General features: G+C 73.5%; 12 protein-coding genes. 5 read left to right on the top strand and 7 right to left on the bottom strand.

All coding sequences use genetic code 11. The features are described from left to right. Positions 1 to 105 precede the first annotated feature (105 nt). Entirely contained in the window at positions 106 to 2,178 is a 2,073-nt protein-coding gene (locus AB0C73_RS22360; RefSeq protein WP_362532804.1) for a discoidin domain-containing protein, read from the top strand. 74 nt (positions 2,179 to 2,252) lie between these two features. Here AB0C73_RS22360 and AB0C73_RS22355 read toward each other — a convergent pair whose 3' ends face one another. Both AB0C73_RS22355 and AB0C73_RS22350 read right to left on the bottom strand, forming a co-directional pair. After that, on the bottom strand, positions 2,253 to 4,169 hold the full coding sequence (locus AB0C73_RS22355) for a cellulase family glycosylhydrolase (RefSeq protein ID WP_362532801.1): 1,917 nt from the start codon (positions 4,167 to 4,169) through the stop codon (positions 2,253 to 2,255). A 22-nt stretch (positions 4,170 to 4,191) separates the two neighbouring features. After that, positions 4,192 to 5,511, bottom strand: coding sequence for a YncE family protein (locus AB0C73_RS22350; RefSeq protein WP_362532798.1), 1,320 nt, complete (start codon positions 5,509 to 5,511; stop codon positions 4,192 to 4,194). A 284-nt stretch (positions 5,512 to 5,795) separates the two neighbouring features. On the opposite strand from AB0C73_RS22350, the gene AB0C73_RS22345 reads away from it, so the two are divergent. From AB0C73_RS22345 to AB0C73_RS22335, 3 genes are all read left to right on the top strand, one after another. Continuing rightward, positions 5,796 to 6,959, top strand: coding sequence for an ATP-binding protein (locus AB0C73_RS22345; RefSeq protein ID WP_362532795.1), 1,164 nt, complete (start codon positions 5,796 to 5,798; stop codon positions 6,957 to 6,959). Positions 6,960 to 7,219: 260 nt separating this feature from the next. Continuing rightward, entirely contained in the window at positions 7,220 to 7,720 is a 501-nt protein-coding gene (locus AB0C73_RS22340) for a response regulator transcription factor (RefSeq protein WP_362532793.1), read from the top strand. A gap of 110 nt (positions 7,721 to 7,830) precedes the next feature. Beyond that, positions 7,831 to 10,719, top strand: coding sequence for an AAA family ATPase (locus AB0C73_RS22335; RefSeq protein ID WP_362532790.1), 2,889 nt, complete (start codon positions 7,831 to 7,833; stop codon positions 10,717 to 10,719). Between the two features lie 107 nt (positions 10,720 to 10,826). Here the strand turns inward: AB0C73_RS22335 and AB0C73_RS22330 are convergent, their stop codons facing one another. The 4 genes from AB0C73_RS22330 to AB0C73_RS22315 all read right to left on the bottom strand — a co-directional run bounded on the left by AB0C73_RS22330 (position 10,827) and on the right by AB0C73_RS22315 (position 16,348). Then, positions 10,827 to 12,371 carry an ABC transporter ATP-binding protein gene (locus AB0C73_RS22330; RefSeq protein WP_362532787.1) on the bottom strand — a complete coding sequence of 515 codons (1,545 nt, stop codon included), beginning with the start codon at positions 12,369 to 12,371 and terminating at the stop codon, positions 10,827 to 10,829. Further along, positions 12,368 to 15,121 carry a class III lanthionine synthetase LanKC gene (lanKC, locus tag AB0C73_RS22325; protein WP_362532784.1) on the bottom strand — a complete coding sequence of 918 codons (2,754 nt, stop codon included), beginning with the start codon at positions 15,119 to 15,121 and terminating at the stop codon, positions 12,368 to 12,370. Before lanKC ends, AB0C73_RS22330 begins: the two co-directional genes overlap by 4 nt. 103 nt (positions 15,122 to 15,224) lie before the next feature. After that, positions 15,225 to 15,344: a class III lanthipeptide gene (locus AB0C73_RS22320; RefSeq protein WP_362532781.1), complete on the bottom strand. Its 120-nt coding sequence runs from the start codon at positions 15,342 to 15,344 to the stop codon at positions 15,225 to 15,227. Between the two features lie 239 nt (positions 15,345 to 15,583). After that, positions 15,584 to 16,348, bottom strand: coding sequence for an HNH endonuclease family protein (locus AB0C73_RS22315; RefSeq protein ID WP_362532779.1), 765 nt, complete (start codon positions 16,346 to 16,348; stop codon positions 15,584 to 15,586). Between the two features lie 127 nt (positions 16,349 to 16,475). Here AB0C73_RS22315 and tatA point away from each other — a divergent pair, with 127 nt between their 5' ends. Beyond that, entirely contained in the window at positions 16,476 to 16,700 is a 225-nt protein-coding gene (gene tatA, locus AB0C73_RS22310) for a Sec-independent protein translocase subunit TatA (RefSeq protein ID WP_362532777.1), read from the top strand. Between the two features lie 58 nt (positions 16,701 to 16,758). Here tatA and AB0C73_RS22305 read toward each other — a convergent pair whose 3' ends face one another. Continuing rightward, entirely contained in the window at positions 16,759 to 17,646 is an 888-nt protein-coding gene (locus tag AB0C73_RS22305; RefSeq protein WP_362532774.1) for a helix-turn-helix domain-containing protein, read from the bottom strand. Positions 17,647 to 17,671 lie beyond the last annotated feature (25 nt).

Below are 17,671 nucleotides of genomic sequence, written 5' to 3'. Positions count from 1 at the left end.
CTCACTGATGGTTCACCGCGATCCTCGGCGCGAGCCAACTGTTACCGCCAGAAACACCCAGGAGGCTCAGCCCGGTATCCCCCATGACCGAAGGCATCGCTGACCATGATTCGACCCTCAACACGCGGGCCGGGCGGCCGATTCGCCCTCGCGGCCCTGTTCATCGCACTGGCCACCGTCGTCTTCGGCGCCGGCCCGGTCCCCGCCGCGGACACCGGCGGCACGTGGTGGGAGCCCACCGCACGGCCGGCGCCCGACTCGCAGATCAACGTCACCGGCGCCCCGTTCACGGGGACCGACGCCTCCGGCAAGGTGCGCGGTTTCGTCGACGCGCACAACCACCTGATGTCCAACGAGGGCTTCGGCGGCCGCATGATCTGCGGCCAGACCTTCTCCGCCGCGGGGATCGCCGACGCGCTGAAGGACTGCCCCGAGCACTACCCGGACGGCTCCGGTGCCCTCTTCGAGCATCTGACCGGCGGTGACAACGGCAAGCACGACCCGGTCGGCTGGCCCACGTTCAAGGACTGGCCCGCCAACGACTCGCTGAGCCACCAGCAGAACTACTACGCGTGGGTCGAGCGGGCCTGGCGCGGCGGCCAGCGGGTCCTGGTCAACGACCTGGTGACCAACGGCCTCATCTGCTCGCTCCTGCCGCGCGACCGCGGCTGCGACGAGATGGACGCGATCCGCCTGGAGGCCCGTAAGTCCTACGAGCTCCAGGACTACGTCGACTCGATGTACGGCGGCCCCGGCAAGGGCTGGTTCCGTATCGTCACGGACGCGGCGCAGGCCCGCTCGGTGATCCAGCAGGGCAAGCTCGCGGTCGTGCTCGGCGTGGAGACCTCGGAGCCGTTCGGCTGCAAGATGATCCTCGACGTCCCGCAGTGCAGCCAGGCGGACATCGACAAGGGTCTGGACGAGCTGTACGGGCTCGGCGTGCGCAGCATGTTCCTGTGCCACAAGTTCGACAACGCGCTGTGCGGCGTGCGCTTCGACAGCGGCACGACCGGTGTCGCGGTGAACATCGGCCAGTTCCTGTCCACCGGCACCTTCTGGGCGACGGAGAAGTGCGCCGGTCCGCAGCACGACAACCCGATCGGGCTCGCCGCGGCCCCGCCCGCGATGGCCGAGCAGCTGCCGGCCGGGGTGAGCGTCCCCTCGTACGCCTCGGACGCGCAGTGCAACACCCGCGGCCTGACCCGGCTCGGCGAGCACGCCCTGAAGGGCATGATGCAGCGCGGGATGATGCTGGAGCTCGACCACATGAGCGTGAAGGCCGCGGGCCGGGCGCTCGACATCCTGGAGGCCGAGGAGTACCCGGGCGTCATCTCCAGCCACAGCTGGATGGACCTGGACTGGACCGAGCGGGTCTACCGGCTCGGCGGATTCGTCGCCGAGTACATGCACGGCGCCGAGGGCTTCATCGGCGAGGCCGCGCAGAAGGCGGACCTGCGCAAGAAGTACGGGGTCGGGCTCGGCTACGGCACCGACATGAACGGCGTCGGCGGCTGGCCCGGCCCGGTCGGCGAGACCGCCGCGAACGCGGTCAGGTACCCGTTCAAGAGCTTCGACGGCGGCTCGGTGCTCGACCGGCAGGTGACGGGTGAGCGCACCTGGGACCTGAACAAGGACGGCGCCGCGCACAACGGCATGGTGCCGGACTGGGTCGAGCAGATCCGGCTCACCCCGGGCGGCCCGGCCGTCGTGGACGAGCTCGCCCACGGCGCGGAGTCGTACCTGCGCACCTGGAAGGCGACCGAGGACCACGAGATGGGTGTCAACCTCGCCTCGGGGCAGCCCACTTCGGCCTCCACGAGCGAGTGGTGGAACCCGTTCGTCGACTTCTCGCCGGGCCGCGCCGTGGACGGCGACACCGGCTCGCGCTGGGCCAGCGAGTGGAACGACGACCAGTGGTGGCAGGTGGACCTGGGCACGGAGCGCCGGGTGGGCCGGGTCACGCTCGACTGGGAGGCGGCCTACGGGAAGGCCTACCGGATCGAGCTGTCGGACGACGGCGGCACCTGGCGCTCGGTGTGGTCCACGGACGCCGGTGACGGCGGCTACGACACGGCCGAGTTCGCCTCCCAGCCGGCCCGCTATCTGCGGGTGCACGGCGAGAGGCGCGGCACCGGCTGGGGCTATTCGCTGTACGAGGTGAAGGTGACCCGGTCCTGATGCGCTGACCGGTCGCATTGCGGAGGGGCCCGCCGGCAGGTGTCCGGCGGGCCCCTCCGTCGTGTCCGGGCGCTCTACAGGGTGCGGCAGAGCAGCGCGTCCGGGGTCTTGCCCTTCAGCCAGGCGCCGGTGAAGGCGATCCCGGCGATGTACTCGCCGGTCGCGCACTGGCCCTTGTAGTTGCCCTCGGCGAACTCGCCGCCCGGGGCCCCGTCGGGTCCGGCGGGCCGGTTGTCACCGCGGTCGAACCACAGCGTGCGGCCGGTGAGCGGCAGGGCGCGGGACGCCCCGGTGCACAGCAGTCCGGAGACGGCCTGACCGCGAAGGCTGTAGCCGATGGCGAACTGGCCCTGTGGGCACTGGAGTTTGGTGTAGCCACCGGCCCAGTCGCCCTCCTTCACATAGCGCTCGTCGTGGACGACGGTGACCGGTCCGCCGGGAGCGGTGAGTCCGCGCGCTCCGGCGTCGGTGCACAGGCCGCGTCCGTCGTGGTGCGACAGACCGATGAGCCGCTGTCCGTCGGGGCAGACGCCCTTGCGGGCGCCGGAGTCCCAGTCGCCGCCGGCCCGGGTGCGAAGAGACTGGACGGCGTCGGCGTGGTCCAGGTTGAGCATGTCCCAGGTGTCGGTGACGGGGACGGGCCCGGTCGCCGCCGGGGCGGTGACCAGACGGTGCCAGTCGGGGGCCCGCCAGTCGTCTCCGTCGAGGATGCCGGAGCGGCGCCCCTCGGCGTCGTAGTCGAGGAGCTTCCAGCGTCCGTGGCCGGTGAAGCCGACGAGCGGCCAGTAGGCGAAGTCCGTGTCGTTGGCGATCAGGTAGTCCACGAAGTTGGTGAACCAGGCACGGGCCTGCGGGTTGGTCTCGTCGGCGCCGATGCCGAACTCGCTGATCCACACAGGTGCGGTGTAGTGCCGGCCGGTGTCGGCGGACACGAAGAATGCCTGGCGGCGCAGGGTGGCGTACAGGTCGTCGCGGGAGAGTTCCTGGTAGCGCCAGTCGTGGGTCTCGCCCATGCCGGTGGCACCGGTGTGGTTCGGCCCGGTGTAGCCGTAGAAGTGGGCCGAGTAGACCAGCTTGTTCGCGGCGACGAGGGTGTGGGAGAGGGTGCGGGCGGGTTCCAGGGTGGGCCGCCAGTGGAAGAAGCCGTCGGCGGGGATGCCCTGCCAGTTGATGCCCTCGACGATGACGAGGAGGTCGGGGTTGGCCTCGGTGAGGAGTCGGTCGCCGAGCCGCTGGGTGGCGGCCCACCAGTCGTGGTCGTCTCCCCAGTCCCAGTTGGCGTCGTCCATGACGGTGCGGCGGACCTCGTTGTAGAGGTCGGCGCCCACGACGCGTTTGTTGTCCTTGTAGCGCTTGGCGAGGAACAGCCAGTCGGCCTCCCACTGGGCGGTGGACTGGCTGGTGTTCCAGCGCTCGTTGCCGTCCAGGCCGCAGCACCAACGGGAGGTGTTGGTGTGGTTGTTGAGGACCACGGCGAAGCCCTCGGCGGTGGTCGCCGCGATGACGGCGTCGAAGACCTGGAGCGGAGTACGGCCCCGGAGCTCGGGGTTGGCGGCGACGGCGGTGTCCGCGACGGGGCGCGTGTCGTGCAGCATCTCGTTGGAGAACGGCAGCCGGATGCTGTTGATGCCGAGGGCGTGGAAGTCGGCGAGGATCGTGGCGATCGGTGCCCGGTCGAGGCCGAGGGGCATCTCGTCGGACTTCTCGCCCGCGTTGTGGTTGGCGGGGTCGGCGATGTCGCCGGAGCCGGTCCACGAGCCCTGTGCGCCGTGCCAGTTGCCCGACGTGAGCTTGAAGCGGTCGCCGTTCGCGTCGACGATGTAGCGGCCGCGGGTGCTCAGTGGCGGCTGCCAGCTGTCGGCGAGGGCGGAGCCCGCGGAGACCGAGGCGGCGGTGGTGGGGACGGGATCGGATGTGGTCGCGGAGGCGGCCGGAATCCCGGCAGCCAGGAGGGCCGCGGCGAGCGCGGCCCCCAGGAGGGTTCTCTTCACGATGTCCTTCGGAGGTGAGGGGTCAGCCGGCGGTGGGGCCGGTCCAGTCGGCGGGGACGTGGGCGAGCCGGACCCGCTGGGGGTGGTCGCCGACCTCGACGGAGGCGACCCGCTGTCCGGTCCGGAAATCGATGGCGCTCACCCGGTCGGCACCGCTCTCGGAGACGATGCAGGAGCGTCCGTCACCGCTCACGGTGGCCCAGTAGGGCTTCGAGGCCTCGACCAGCGGGCCCTCCTGGAGGGTGGCCCGGTCGACGACGGTCGTGTAGTCGTCCATGGTCCCGGCGACGCACAGCTTGTCGCCGTCCGGGCTGATCGAGAGACCGTGGTGACGCGAGTCGTTGACCCAGGTCGTGCGGTCGGGGTTCAGGGCCGGGTTGCCGGGCAGGGTCTTCAGGCGCGTGATCCGGTCGCCGGCGACGTCGTACTCCAGGAAGCCGTTGAGGAAGGACACCTGGAAGTACATCTTCTTCTCGTCGGGGGTGAAGACGAGCGGGCGAACGGCGTCGGAGAGGTCGCTGCGGCCGAAGGCGTCGAGGCGCTCGCGCATGTCGATGACGCGCACTGTCCGGAAGGTGTTCGCGTCCACGACGGTGATCTTCCGGTCGCCCTTGGTCCAGTCGAGCCAGGTCGCGTCGAGGGCGGTCGTGACCTCGCCGATGGACATGTTCCAGAGCAGTCCGTCGGAGGTGAAGACGTTCTCGTGGGGCTTGTCGCCGGTCTTGAAGGAGCCGATCTGGCGGCCGGTGGCGATGTCCAGGACGTGCACCGTGTTGGCGGTGGAGGCGGACACCGCGACCCGGGTGCCGTCGGGCGAGACGGCCATGTGGTCGGAGCGGTAACCGGCCACTGGGAAGCGCCAGTTGATCCGTCCGGTGCGCAGGTCGACGGAGACGACGTCGGCGAAGCTGGGCCGCGAGACCACCATGGCGGAGCCGTCGGGGGTGGCGTACATGTCGTCGACGAACTGGTCGTGGCCCTCGCCGGGACCGCTGCGCACGCCGAGGAAGAAGGCCAGTTTGATCGGGTCGAGGTAGATCTCCCGCATCCGCTCCTCGCGGTCCGGGATCACATCGACCCGTCCGATTCTGCGCAACTCGCCGCCGGACTCGATGACATCGGCGGTGCCGTCCCAGTTGTTGCCGACGAACATCACCTCACGCAGTCCGGCCGCGGCGGTACCCGCGGGGGCGGGCGCCGCGGCGGCCGGGGCTGCGGTGGCACCGGAGCCGACGGCGGCGGCGAGCAGGGCGAGCGCGGCGGCGAGGGAGCCGCCGAGGCGCCGGCGGGCCCGGCCGCGCGGGGACCGGGGGTGGGGACGTGACTCACGGGGAGAGGGCATGGGGGTTCCTTCTTCCGGCTCCGGACAGGGGATTACCCGGGGTAAGGGGGGCGGTCACCATGAGGGAAGCACGGACGAGCCATGCTCAACAAGACCTCGACACAGGCCTGTTACCCTCCGGTACGAGCGTCCGCCACACCGTACGCACACCGTCTTCACACCGTCCGCAAAACGGCTGGTAGCGGCCCTGTCGGCGGGTGGCCGCTCGGGCACAATGCGGGTCGGCGGGGGCAGTCGGGCACGGTGGTACGGGAGGCACGGTCTTGCCGGTGGGGTCCTTGGCAATGGGGTGGACGCGCGCGCTGCGCCGACGGGAGGGGGTGGGCTCCGCGCTCCAGCGGGCCCGGTCCTTCATGATGCTCACCACCCTGCTGTACCGCGCGAGCCATCTCACCGTCGGCGTGCTCGCCGTCGCCCAGCGCCGCGACGGGCACCCCGTCCCGTACCTGGGCATCGCCACCGCGCTCGGGCTCAGCGTCCTCGTGTACGGGACGGCGCTGCGCCGCGGCTGGTTCGACCCGCGGCAGGTGCGCGCCGACGTCCTCCTCACCGGCTGCGCGCTGCCGTACGTCCTCTACGCGTGGGGCGGCGTGCGGGAGACGCCGGCGATCGGCTGGGCGATGCTGCTCGGCGGCTCGGCCAGCGCCGCCGCCGCCGTGGCGCTCCCCCGCGTCCAGGCGCTCATCGCCGTCGTGCTGCTCGTCGCGACCCACCTGGCCGGCTACCACCTCGTCGGCGCCGGCCGCGCGGTGCTCGGCGGGCACCTCAACTCGCTGCTCTCCTCGGCCGCGATGGCCTGGGTGATGTGGTGGTACCTGCGCCGCCAGGGCCGGCTGCTCGACGAGGCCAACGCCCGGGCCCTCACCGCCGAGACCCAGAAGGCCCGTTACGCCGAACGGCTCGACCACCACCGGGCCCTGCACGACACCGTGCTCGCCACCCTCACCACCCTCGCGGCCGGCGGCGTCGACGCCAACGCGCCCGAGGTCCGCGAGCGCTGCGCCCGCGAGGCCGCCTACCTCCGGCGCCTCGTCCAGCAGACCGCCGAGGAGATCCACCACCCGGGCCTCGGCGCCGCCCTGGAGGAGGCCGTCGGCTCCGTGGAGTGCCTGCGGCTGCGGGTCACCGCGCAGTACCACGGACTGCCCGAGGTGCCGCCGGCCGTCGCCGCCGCGTTCGCCGACGCCACCCGCGAGGCCCTCAACAACGTGGGCAAGCACGCCGGCACCGGCCACGCCTGGGTGACCGCGACCGGCGACCCGGAGGGCGGTGGTGGGGCCGTCGTCACGGTCGTCGACCGGGGCCCCGGCTTCGACCCCGAGCACCATGTGCCCGGCTTCGGCCTGCGCGGCTCGATACGCGCCCGGATGACCGAGGTCGGTGGCCGGGCCGTCGTCGACACGGCGCCGGGCGAGGGCGTACGGGTGGAGCTGAGATGGCCGGTCTGATCAGTGTGGCCGTGGTCGACGACGACCGGATGCTGCTCGACGGCATGCGGTCGTGGCTGGGCGGGGTGCCAGAATTACGGATCGTCGGGATGGCGGCGACGGTGGGCGAACTCCTTGCGGGGACGGGGAGGGCGGAGCCGCGGACCGGCGAGCCCGGGACCACGGGCCCCGGGCCGGCGCAGCCTCGGACCGCGGAGCCCGGGAGGGTAGGATCCGGGACCGCAGGTCCCACGACAGCCTCCCCCGCACCCGACGGCTCCGTGCCGCCGCCCGACATCGTCCTGCTCGATCTCCTCCTGCGCGACGGCTCGACGCCCACCGACAACATCCGGCGGCTGCGCTCCGCGGGCTGCCGGGTCCTGGTGATCAGTACGGTGCCCGACCGCACCCGGATCATCGAGTCCCTACGGGCCGGCGCCGACGGCTATCTGACCAAGGACAACGACCTGCCGACCCTGGTCGCCGCCATCCAGGACATCGTGGCCGGACGCGGCGCCCACTCCCCCGAGCTCGCCTTCGCCTGCGCGTACGACAGCAGCCCCGCCCGGCCCCGGCTGTCCCCGCGCGAGCGGGAGATCCTGCTCGACTACGCGTCCGGGATGACCCTCAAGTCCGCCGCCCGGCGCGCCGGGATCACGGTGTACACGGCGAAGGACTACCTCGACCGGGTCAAGGCCAAGTACCAGCAGGCCGGCCGCCCCGCCTACACCAAGATCGACCTGGCGCGGCGGGTCAGCGAGGACGGTCTCGACTCCGGCTGACCGCGGGGACGCCGCCGCAAGCCCCCCAAACGGCGGGCTGCTGGGGCGGGCCTCCGCTTCCTATCGTCGTGCCCGGCACGCCGCCGGGCGGGGCCGGACGGGAGGCGCACATGACGGGGCCGCACGCCTGTACCGACCCGGGCCGGGACGCCGGCGGGCTCGTGGGCCGCGACGACGAGGTGAGCCGCCTCGTCGCGGCCCTGCGGGAGGCCCGCGCGGGACGCGGCGGGGCGGTGTTCGTCAGCGGTGAACCGGGGGTGGGGAAGACCCGGTTCACGGTGGCGGCGCTCGCCACGGCGCGGGCGGCGGGGATGGGTGCGGCGCGCGGCCGGACGGGGGCCGTGGGCCCGTCCGTCCCCTACCGGCCCCTGGTCGAGGCCCTGTTGGCGCTCGCCAGGACCGAGCGGCTGCCCGCGCCGGGGGGACCGGGCGGCCACGGGCGGATCCTCGCCCGGCTGCTCGGGGGGAGGGGCGGCGTGCCGCCCCTGTCGGCCGCCGAGGCGATGCTCCGCACCCTCGCCTCGGCGGCCGGACGGCGCGGCTTCCTGCTGGTGCTCGACGACCTGCACGAGGCCGACCCGGGGACCCTCGCCGTCGTCGACTACCTCCTCGACCATCTCCCGTCCCTGCCGGTGGTGCTCCTGGCCACCGCCGCCCCCGGGCCCGGCCCGTCGGCAGCCCTCGCCGCCCGTGCCCACCGGCGCCTCGACCTGGCGCCGCTCGGCCCCGGCGAGGTCCGGCGTCTGGTGGCCGCGGAGTACGGGACGGGGCGGCCCGTTCCGCAGCCGCTGCTGCGCCGGGTGCTCGACGAGTCGGCCGGACTTCCCTTTCTCGTACGGGAGTTGGTGCGCGCGTACGGTCAGGAAGATGGCGCCCCTGATGGTGTCCCTGCGGCAGTCTCGGCGGACGTCCTGCGGCGGGCCGAGCGGTTGGGGCCTGCGGCCGTACAACTCCTCGGGGCGGCCGCCCTGTTCGGGGAGCGGTTCGGTGTGCCCGAGCTGGCGCGCGCCGCCACGGATCACGACGAGGCCGGGACCGCGACGCTGTTACGGGCCGCGGCCGACGCGTATCTGCTCGTGCCCGACCCGAGTGGCCCCGAGGCCTACGCCTTCCGGCATCCCCTGGCCGCCCGGGCCCTGCTCGCCTCGCTCACCCCGGCCGAGCGGACCAGCGCCGCCCGGCGCGCCGCCCACGCCGTGGCCGTACTCCACCCGGGGCTGCCCGGGCCGTGGTGTGCGCGGGCGGCGGAGCTGCACGCGAGCGCGGGCGATGCGGCGGAGGCGATACGGGGGTACACGGAGGCGGCGCGACGGGCGACCGCCGAGGGCGACCCGGACCGGGCCCTGGCCCATCTGACCACCGTGCACGGGCTGTTGCCCCCGTCGGTGCCGCCCGAGCTCTGGGCGGAGTCGCGGGAGGCACTCCTGGCCACGGCACTGCTCACCGGGCGCCTGAACGCCCTTCCCGCCGACGCGCTGGAACTCGCGGCCGACGGCCACGGGCTCCCGGCGCCCCGCCGGGCCGCCCTGCAGGCCCGCGCCGCCCAGGTGCACGCCCTGGCGGGCCGGCCCGAGGAGGCGCTGCGCTGCCTCGACCTGGCGCGCTGGCTGCTCGACGGACGGGGCGGGCCCGGCGAGGACCATGCGGCCGCCGCCGTGGTCGAGCTCGTCGCCGCGCACATCGAGCCCTGCCGCCTCGCGCCCGAGCGGCTGCGCACCGCCACGGAGGCCGCCCGCAGGGCGGTCGGCGCCGCCCACACGGCCGGACTCCCGGGGCTCACCGGGTGGGCGCTGCTCGCCCTCGGGCGGCTCACCCAGGACCACGACGGGGCGGGCGCGGCCGAACGGTTCGCCAGGGCACGGGTGTTGGCGGGATCGGCGGGCGGCGATGTGTCGTTGCGGATCGCCGCCGACGGCTGTCTCGCCCGGCTCGCGATGCGGCGGGACGGTCTCACCGCGGCCGTGGAGGAGAGCCGGCGGGCGGCCGAACGGGGCGGGCTCGCGCCGCAGGCGCACGAGACGGGGTTCGCGCTGGCCCTGGACGGGGTTCGGCGAGGGGCCTACGGCACGGCCGGGGAGCTGATCCGGGCCGGGGAGGGCGACGCGGCGCGCAGGGGGATGGGCCGGGCGGTGGCGTTGTGGCGCCTCGCGGAGACGGTGCGCGCCGCGCACCGGGGGCGGCGGGACGAGCTGCGGGAGGCGCTGGGGCGGCTGGCGCCGGTGGTGGACGCGGCGCCCGGGTTACGGGCGATGGAGTTCGGCCTCGCCCGGGGGTTCTGCTCGCTCCTGGAGGAGGATCACGAGAGGGCCGAGCGCGAGTTCGCGCAGGCGCTGGCGTACGACGCGGAGAACCCGGCGACCGGTGACTTCGGGCGGCACGGAGTGGCGCTCCTGTGCGGGGTGCTCGCGGGGCGGGCCGGGCGGCGGCACCATGACCGGGCTCTCGCGGCGGGGGCCGCGGCGGCCCGCTGGAACCGCCCGTTCGCGGGCCTCGCCGACGCGGTGCTGCTCGGCCGCGAGGGCCGGACCGCCGAGGCGACGGCCGCGGCCGAGGCCGCGCTGACCGCGGCGGCGCCCTATCCGCTGGCCGGCCGGCTCGGTATGCGCCTGGTGGCCGCGGCGGCGTACGAGGACGGCTGGGGCGCCCCGGCCGACTGGGCCCGGGAGGCCGAGGAGTACTTCCACGCCGCCGCCCTGCCGGCCGTCGCCGCCGCCTGCCGCGCGCTCCTGCGCACCATGGGCGCCCCGGTCCGCCAGCGCCGCTCCGGCACCGACCGGGTGCCCGCGCCACTGCGCCGCTGCGGGATCACGGCCCGCGAGTTCGAGGTGGCCCGGCTCCTCGCCGAGCGCTTCGGCAACCGCGACATCGCGGGCCGCCTCCACATCTCCCCCCGCACGGTGGAGAAGCATGTGTCGAGCCTCCTCCAGAAGACCGGCCACCCGAACCGCGCGGCGTTCGCGTCGGCGGCCCGTGAACTGGTGACGGACGCGGCGCCGTAGCCGCCGGGCGCGTCCGCGCCAGGGGCCGGGCTCGCGGCGCTCTGCGCCGTACCCGGAACTCGCCCCCGGCTTCGCCGGGACGCGCGGCGGCCGCTCCCCCGCGCCGCTCACCCGGAGCCCGCGCCCGCCTGGACCCCCGCCCCCGCCCGTACCACCCGGTCGAAGGTCGCCTCCAGCGACTCGTCGCCGTGGTGGACGACCAGCAGCGCGCGGCCGGCGGTGCGTTCGTGGAGGAGCTGGAGGACGCGGACGCGGCTGTGGTCGTCGAGGTTGGCGAAGGGTTCGTCGGCGAGGTAGGCGTCGGCGTCCTCGGAGAGCAGGGCGCCGATGCCGGCGCGCTGGCGCTGGCCGGAGGAGAGGTCGGCGGGCCGGCGGTCGGCGAGGGCGTCGAGGTCGAGGGCGGTGCGCAGGACAGGGTCGGTGACGAGTTCGCGTACGGGCAGCGGAGGCAGGTCGACGGGGGCGGTGAGGGCGGCGACGCGGGGCGGCAGGGTGACCGTGCCGGTGTCGGGGGTGAGGGTGCCGGCGAGGACGTGGAGGAGGGTGGTCTTGCCGCAGCCGTTGGGGCCTCGGAGGAGCAGGTGTTCGCCGGGCCGCTGGACGAGGTCGGGCAGGGAAAGATCGGCCTGTGGGGCGTCGCCTTCGCCGTACCGGACGCTCGCGCCGTGCACACGGATCAGCGGGCCCTCCTCGTGGGCGGGGCCGGCGGGCGGCTCGCGCAGGGCCTCGATGCGGAGCAGGACGGCGGTGCTGCGGCGGGTCTGCGGGATCATGTTGACGAGGTCGAAGATGCCGGTCACGGCCCGCCAGAGGGAGTTGACGAAGGCGAGGAAGCTGCCGAAGGACATGCGGCCGGAGAAGACGAAGAAGGCGCCGATGACCATGGACGCGGTGTCCGAGAGGTTCATCACCAGCTCGCTGAGGGTGCGCTGGCGCTGCTCCAGGCGGTGGTTGGTGTAGGTGATGCCGAGGAAGGAGCCGAGGGCGGTGCGGTTGGCGGCCCGGGTGCCGGGGAGCAGCGCGGGCAGGCCGCGCAGTGCGTGGAAGGCGGCGAGGGTGCGGGTGAGGACGTGGACGTAGTGGGCCTCGGCCTCGCGTTCCGCGTCGGTGTTGCGGGCGATGCGCTTGGCGAGCCGGTTGCTGGCGAGGACCAGCGGCGGCACGATCACCAGGAGCACCAGGCTGGCCTGCCAGGACAGATAGAGCAGCACGCCGAGGAAGACGGTGGAGGCGACGGCCTGGCGGGCGATGCGGATGGCGACGTCGACGGCGGGCAGGACGCCCTCGCGTACGTCGTTGTGGATGCGGCTGACGTACGAGGCGCTGCCGGGCTCGGCAAGCCTCCGCCCCTCCAACTGGAGGGTGTGGGCGAGGAGTTCGGTCTCCAGGGCGAGGACGAAGGCGTTCTCGAACCGCTTGCGCCAGAGCGCGGTGCCGTAGCCGGCGAGGTTGAGGGTCAGGCCGAGGAGGAGGTAACAGCCGCCGAGGAGGAGGAAACGGCGGAAGTCGGCGGTGAGGATGGCCTGGTCGAAGAGGGCCTTGAGGAGCAGCGGGTGGAGCAGCGCCTCGGTGCCGCCGGCGAGGGCCTCGGCGGCGAGGATGGCGGCGAAGGGGCCGCGGTGGCCGCGCAGGGTGTGCCAGAGCTGGTTCACCGGGCGGCCACCTCGTCGAGGAGGAAGTCGGCGGGGCCCCCGTTCCGGAGCCGGTGCAGGACGCGCAGGACACCGGCCGAGCCGGTGAGGTAGTCGGTGGCGCAGCGCAGCAGTCCTTCGCCGGGGACGCCGAGCGGGGCGGGTCCGGCCGGGTCGCGCGGGATGCGGAAGCGCGGCTCGGGCTGGAAGAGGAACACCCGCCGGACGTGGTCGAGTTGGCGCAGCGCGGTCTCGCGGTGGCGGGGGTCGCCGAGGAGCTCGGCGGCGTCGAGCAGCGCGTCGGCGATCCCGCTCATGCCGAAGGAGTGGCCGGGGAGCACGGAGTGGCCGACGTCGAGGCCGCGCAGCACGGTCCGGGCGGCTTCGGTGTCGCCGTACCGCAGGAGCACCCGCAGGACGCCCGCGGAGCCCACCTCCAGGTACGGCTCCATGGTGCCCTCGTGCTCGAACATCAGCGGGCCGCCCTCGTCGTCGAGGGGCCGGGCGTGCGCCATCTCCCAGTCGAGCGCGGCCCGGCCGAGCCGCCGGTGCTTCTCCTCGCCGGTGACCTGGAACATGCGCAGCAGGAAGAGGGCGGGGCCGGCCTGTCCGAAGCCGAGGCCGGTCAACGGGCCCTTGGCGGAGAAGGAGTTGAGCCAGTAGGCGCGCTCACCGTCGCGGTGGGCGGTCTCGTGGAGCGCGGCGGCACAGGCGTGGGCGGCGGCCAGGTCGGCCGGGTCGTGCTCGGAGCCGTACAGGTGGAAGCGCAGGTTCGTCATGCCGAGCCCGGCGAGGCCGTAGTAGAAGGTGTGGTCGGCGGCCTCGGGCCCGGCGGTGCGGGTGCGGCGGTTGGCGTGGTCGAGGAGTTCGCGGGCCTCGGTGCGCAGGCCGAGGGTGTCGGCGGCCCAGGCGATTCCGGCGAGGCCGCTCATCAGTCCGTCGGGGTAGGTACGGGGATCGATTCCGGCCAGCCGCTCGCGCAGCCAGGCGCGCCACTCGGGGCGCAGCGGGATCCCGGAGGCGTGCAGCGCCCAGAGCACACCGCTCGCGCCGAAGCCGAGGCTGAGCGGGTTGGTGACATGGGCGAACGGGTCGGCGGGGAAGAGCGTGGCGCGCCCGGTGTCGGCGACGGCGGTGATGAAGGCGGCGACGCCGTCCGCGGCCTCGGTGAGCGGCGCCGGGTCGACGGTACGGGGCGCGGGCTCACGGACCTGGTCGATCAGGGCCTCGGGGTCGGCGAGGGCGTCGAGCACCTCGGGCAGCCCGATCCGGGCGGCGGCCAGGTCGGTGATGAGGGTGTGCAGGGAGCGGGGCCAGCCGAGGTCGTCGAGGTACAGCCGGTAGCTGTCGAGGACGTCGGCGCGGAGGTACGACATGGCCGCGATCGGGAAGACGAAGTAGGCCATGGTGGTGGCGAGGGCGAAGAGGTCGCCCTCGTAGCCGTGGGCCTGGTAGATGTGCCGGGAGAGGCTGAAGCCGGGCGTGAAGAGCTCGACGGGCTGGGCGAGTCCGTGTTTCGCGGCGTCCGTGCCCTTGTCCGGGGCGTCCGCGTCGGCGTCGGGTGCGTCGTCGGCGAGCCGGCAGGCCTCCAGGTCGACGATCGTCACCTCGTGGGTGTCGGTGTCGACGAGGAGGTTGGCGGCCGTGAGGTCACCGAGCACGACATGCCGGTCGTGGGCCGCCCGCACGGCGCGGGCGAGGCTGCGGAAGACGGTGAGGAAGATCCGCAGGAAGTCCTTGGACTGCTCGACGTCGAAGCCGGGGCGGGCGAGCGGATTGCGCTCCAGGAGCACCGAGCGGATGTCGGAGCCCTCGGCGAACGACTCGGCGATGAAGTGGTGTTCCCAGTGGGTGAACGTCGCGAGGGGCGCGGGGAAGAAGCCGGTGCCGTCGAGGCGGTTGAGGAAGGTCCACTCGCGGGCGAGGATGTCGACGGCGTCGTGGTCCTGGCGCGGGTTGGGGTTGGTGTGCGGGCGGGCCTCCTTGAGGACCACCTTGCGGTCGCCGTCCGCGGTGTCCTCGGCGGTGTAGACGCCACCGCTGTTGGAGAACTGGATGGCACCGGTCACCCGGAACCGCCCGCCCAGCAGCCCGTCGCCGGAGTCGTCGTCCTCGTAGTCCTCCGGCTTCCAGTCGTCGAACGGCCACGGCACCCACCCGGGGTGGGCCTGGCCGGGCCGCCGGTCGTCGGGTACGGGGGCGCCGTCGGGTCCGGTGATGTGCGGGACGCGGCGGCCGAGCACGTCGACGGTGTGGGTGTCGAGGAACTGCCCGTACCGGAAGTAGAGCGCCTTGCTGTCGCGGTAGCGCAGGTCGGACAGGATGTACGGGCCTTCGGCCCCTTCGAGGAGCCGGGCGAGGTCGGCGAGGCAGGTGCGGAAGCGCTCCTCGTCGCGCGGGTAGACGGTGACGAGTTTGCCGCCGCTCCCCCGTGACATGCCCTTGGAGTTGAGCATCTCGAAGATGTTGAGGTCGAGCGCGATCTTGAAGTCGTGGCCGTGGGCGGTGAGATAGCCGATCACGATGGCGGCGACCTCGCGGACGTTGCGGTGGTGCGCCGAGACGTGGATCTTCCAGCCCTGGGCGGGCAGTTCGGGATCGTGGCGGTGGCTCCACCAGATGCCGCTGCGGACGAAGCGGTCCCGGGTCCGCTGGTCGAGGCCGGCGAGGAAGTGGTCCTCGCGCGGGATGTAGTCGACGTCGAGCGGATCGAAGAACAGCGTGTCGTTCCAGGCGAAGAGGAACCGGTTGACCCATCGTTCGTTGCGCATCTCAGCCTCAGCTCAGCCTCGGGGTTGCCTGCGGTGCCGGGAAAGGCGCGGGATCCGCGTGGGGGTGCCCCGTGCACCCCCACGCGGATCACCGGCCGATGCGTCAGGCGTCCGTGGGCTTCACGGAGCAGCAGGTGCTGCTGGAGCTGGTCAGGCTGAGGACGGCGGCGACGTTGGTGGCGGCCTTGGCCTCGAGGTTCTGGAGCTTGAGGACGCTGCTCATGCGGATCGTCTCCTCGGGTTGCGGTGCGCCTGGGGCGCACGCAGTGGATGGTGTCCGTACCGGCCGGCCGTTCGGCATGCGCCAGTCAACGCCATCCGCCGCCCCCGCACATGGGAGCTCCGCCCCCATAATCCGGCGGCCCCCACCCGCCGCGAATGGTGGGGGTGGGGGCGCGGGACCGCGTACGAGGAGGAGTACGGGTGCGGGTGTGCGGGTGGTGCGGGTGGTGCGGGTGTGGATCAGGAGCCGCAGGTGTCGAGCATGACGCCGAGTGCCTTCTTCTCGGCGGAGGTCACCGTCAGACCGTACGTCGCCTTCACCGAGGTCCACGCGCGCGCGTACACGCACCAGTACGCGCGGGACGGCGGCTGCCACTCGTCGGGGCCCTGGTCCCCCTTGGAGCGGTTGGTCACGGCGGAGACGGCGAGGAGCTGGGGGTGGGTGAGGTCGTTGGCGAAGGCCTTGCGCTTCTCCTGGGTCCAGGTGTTCGCGCCGGAGCGCCAGGCGTTGGCGAGCGGCACCATGTGGTCGATGTCGAGGCCGGAGGCCTTGGTGACGGTCCTGCCGTCGTAGACGCTGACCCAGGTACCGGAGACGGCGCGGCACTGGGAGTCGCGGCGGACGCCGGTGCCGTCGCGTTCGAGGACGGTCTCGCGAGTGTTGCAGTTCTCGCCCTGCTCGGCCCAGTGCGGGAACTTGTCACGGCTGTAGCCGGTCATCGAGCCCTGCGGGGCGACCTTGAGCGCGGCGAGCCGGGTGCGCGCCTCGGCGGCCGCGGGCACCCCGGGCAGGGTGCCGGTGCCGGTGCCGGAGTCCGCGCCGCCGGGTGCGCCGGTCGGCGCCGGCTTCGTCCCACCGCGCGTGGGTGTGGCGGTGGCGGACGCCTTCGCGTCCGGCCCGGTGCGGCCGCCGCCGCTCTGGCCGGAGCAGCCCGTGCCGGTGACGAGCAGCGCTGCCGCCACGGCGGCCAATCCTGATATGTATCCGTGCTTCTGACGCCCCATGGGCCGAATCGTTCCCTCCGCTTGCTGCCCGTACGCGCGGCAGCGTACCGGTTCGTCCCGCTCTCGGTGCCCGATGCTCTACAGTCACGTAGAAGTACTCGCCCGGAGCCCCTCGGAGTCGCCCGTCATGTTCGGCATAAGTGAGATCGCGATCCTGCTGATCGTGGTCATCGTCCTGCTCGGGGCGAAGAAGCTGCCCGACCTGGCCCGCAGCGCGGGCAAGTCCGCCCGGATCCTCAAGAGCGAGGCCCGGGCGATCAAGGACGACGAGAAGGACGCCGGGCCCGTCGCCACGTACCAGGTGAAGCCGGAGCCGCCGGCCGCAGAAGCCGGACAGCCGCCCCGGAGCTGACACTGCGGGGACCCGCGGGAGGAGCGGCTGGACCCGGTCGGCCGGGGCGCTTGCCGTCTCACCTCCGAACGGCGGCCGGGCCAGGGCTCCCTGGAGAAGGGAAGAACGCGGTTGTTCCACGGCTGGGCCACGCGAGGTGGTCAACGGCGAGGAACGGCTCGCCGGCCACGGTCGCGGGGGTTGCCCCGGTGAACGCCATGACGTCCCGATGCAGGTGGGACTGGTCGGCGTAACCGGTGTCGGCCGCGACTCGGGCCGCGCCCTCACCCGCGACCAGGCGGTGGGCGGCATGGTCGAAGCGGACCAGCTTCACGGCGCGTTTGGGCGGCAGGCCGAGCTGCGCCCGGAACCGGGACCACAGCCGCTTGCGGCTCCACCCGACCTCGGCCGCGAGTCCGTCGACCCGGGTCAGGCCACGGCTGACGACGATCCGGTGCCAGGCCCAGGCCACCTCCGGGTCCACCGGCGGCCCCGCCTCATGCCGGCGGGCGAGCAGTGCGTCCGTCAGCGCGAACCGATCCTGCCAGGACGGGACATCACCGAGTCGCTCGCGGATCCGGGACGCCTCCCGGCCCCACAGGTCGCCCAGCGGCACCACGGCGCCGTCGAGGTCGGCGGGGTCGACACCCAGAATCGCGCGTGCGATCACCGGGGACAGGCGTACCTGCACGCACTCGACGTTCTCTCCCCGCGCCCGGACCCCGCCTCCGGCCCCGAGCCCGGGCCCGGCGACGACGCTGCCCCGCTGCCGCTGCCCTGACGCGCAGTCGAGGACGGGCGAGCCGGCGCCGAACTCCAGGAACAGTGTCACGGCCGGGTGCGGGACCATCCGAAGCGCGTCCAGTTCACGGATACGGAATCCGGCCATGGTGAGACCGGCCACCCGGCTGGGCCGCCGTGGACACTCGACGCCCCACATGGCCTCGCCGTGCACGAACGTCTGCATCGTCCCATCGTACGAGTACGGCATC

Source organism: Streptomyces sp. NPDC048623 (assembly GCF_040650755.1).
Lineage (GTDB): Bacteria > Actinomycetota > Actinomycetes > Streptomycetales > Streptomycetaceae > Streptomyces.
This window is presented reverse-complemented; position numbering and strand designations above follow the sequence as displayed.

Excerpts from the sequence above, each read along its gene's own strand:
- AB0C73_RS22315 (WP_362532779.1), bottom strand. The coding sequence starts at position 16,348 with ATGGGGCGTCAGAAGCACGGATACATATCAGGATTGGCCGCCGTGGCG.
- tatA (WP_362532777.1), top strand. The coding sequence starts at position 16,476 with ATGTTCGGCATAAGTGAGATCGCGATCCTGCTGATCGTGGTCATCGTC.
- AB0C73_RS22320 (WP_362532781.1), bottom strand. The coding sequence starts at position 15,344 with ATGAGCAGCGTCCTCAAGCTCCAGAACCTCGAGGCCAAGGCCGCCACC.
- AB0C73_RS22305 (WP_362532774.1), bottom strand. The coding sequence starts at position 17,646 with ATGCAGACGTTCGTGCACGGCGAGGCCATGTGGGGCGTCGAGTGTCCA.
- AB0C73_RS22335 (WP_362532790.1), top strand. The coding sequence starts at position 7,831 with ATGACGGGGCCGCACGCCTGTACCGACCCGGGCCGGGACGCCGGCGGG.
- AB0C73_RS22345 (WP_362532795.1), top strand. The coding sequence starts at position 5,796 with ATGGGGTGGACGCGCGCGCTGCGCCGACGGGAGGGGGTGGGCTCCGCG.
- AB0C73_RS22350 (WP_362532798.1), bottom strand. The coding sequence starts at position 5,511 with ATGCCCTCTCCCCGTGAGTCACGTCCCCACCCCCGGTCCCCGCGCGGC.
- AB0C73_RS22360 (WP_362532804.1), top strand. The coding sequence starts at position 106 with ATGATTCGACCCTCAACACGCGGGCCGGGCGGCCGATTCGCCCTCGCG.
- lanKC (WP_362532784.1), bottom strand. The coding sequence starts at position 15,121 with ATGCGCAACGAACGATGGGTCAACCGGTTCCTCTTCGCCTGGAACGAC.